Below are 1,635 nucleotides of genomic sequence, written 5' to 3'. Positions count from 1 at the left end.
GTGGTGATCGTTCGCCCCGGCCCGGTAGTCCGAGGTGACCTGCAGCGCCGGCGCATGCTTCGCGCCGATCGCCGTCAGGGACTCAACTACTCCCCCGTCGGCCATCGCCGGGAACAGCTGCTTGTTCAGCCCGAGCAGGAAGTCCGACAGCGGATGGTCTTCCTGGATCCCGTACTTCGCGAGGCGGCCGTCGTAATCGCCGTCAGCGATGGCCTTGCGCATGCTGAGGATGACGTCGACGAGCGGGTGATCCTCTTGAATGCCGAGCAGCGATGCCGTCCGTCCGGAGTAGTCGCCGCCGAGCAGTGCCCGCCAGCCGGTCGGATCGGACTGGGCGTCGAGAGACTTCGGGTCGCCCTTGAAGACCTTCCCTGCCTCGCTGCGCACAGTGCGGATGAGCCCGAACCCGAAGCGCTTGGCGACCTCCTGCAGGATGCGTTCGGAGCGTGGCCGCTTCGAGAGTGCACCCGGGATGTATGCCTCCCACCCGGTCTCGCCTTCGGCGTACCGCACGGGCCCGAGTGGGGTGCGCGCGAGAACACCGTTGCCGGCACCGTTCTTGATGATCGGCTGGGCGAGATCATCGATGGCACCGTTGGCGCGCTCACGCACACCACCATCGGCGTAGTGGACCCGCTGATACTGGCCGGTCTCCGCCTGCCGCTGGGCAGCTGCGGACGCCGACGACACGATCGCGTCGTTCTGCGCCTGCAGGTTCTGGTAGTGCACACGAACCTGGACGTCGGCGAATCGCTGCTGAGCGAGCCACTGCCGCATCGCCAGATCGGCGTCGTCCGTCTCCGCAACTACCTCGACAGTTCCGTCGGGGAGCTCCTTGACCGTGATCCCGAGGAGTTTCAGCTCGTCGATGGCGTCCTTGGTCAACGCCTCGGTGAGGATGACCTTCTCGTCCGGCGTCTCCTCGATTTTGCCTTGGAGAACGTCGAGAGCGGAGTGCGCCTCAGGCATGCCATCCTGACGGATCTGGGTGTTAACCAGATTCGGCACGAGTCCATAGCTGTTGACCAGAGTGAGGGCCTGCTCGTTCGTCAGACCCATCTGCATGGCCTGACGGAGCAGCTCGCCACGGTTTGCTTGGTACTGGCCAGTCAGCTCCTCGATCGTGGCACCTGCCTCGAGGCCCGTACGGGTCTGCGCCTCGAACTGATCTTTGAGGCCGGCCAACTGCTGATCGAGGCGAGCCTGCGTCGGAATCGACTTGTCGAGAGCGCCGTTGAAGTTCTCGATCTTGACGGCCGACCCATCGAGCCCGATGCCGACTTCGGAGATCGCGTCGTTGACCTTCTGGATCTCATCGTTGAACGCGGCCGACAGCTTGAGGTCGCCAGCGAAGTCGTTGAACCGGTCCTGGCCCCGATTCAAGGCGGGGATGAGCCGCTGCTCGATACCGTCAGCTCCAGCGTTCATGCCGTTCTGGATGGCTGCTCCACCCTCGCGAGCCTTGTCTGCGAAGTCCTGCAGGTCGTTCGCGACATCTCCGAAGTCGGGCATACCGGGGATGAGATCCGCGAGCGGCCCGAGCAGGCCGTCCATACCGGCGACGATCACGGAGAATGTTTCGAGCATGGACGCCGCCATGTCGGACCCGGACTTGGCGAACTCGCCGAATCCGCG

General features: G+C 64.6%; 1 protein-coding gene. It reads right to left on the bottom strand.

Going from position 1 to position 1,635, the window contains the following annotated elements:
- Positions 1-1,635, bottom strand: a 1,635-nt coding sequence (locus tag A8G15_RS31175) for an acylphosphatase (RefSeq protein ID WP_169833920.1), incomplete at both ends; no start/stop codon positions are given.

Origin of the sequence: Rhodococcus phenolicus (genome assembly GCF_001646785.1) — a bacterium.
In the GTDB taxonomy this organism is placed as follows: domain Bacteria; phylum Actinomycetota; class Actinomycetes; order Mycobacteriales; family Mycobacteriaceae; genus Rhodococcus; species Rhodococcus phenolicus.
Note: the sequence above shows the minus strand (reverse complement) of the source record. Positions and strands in the feature narration are given on the sequence as shown.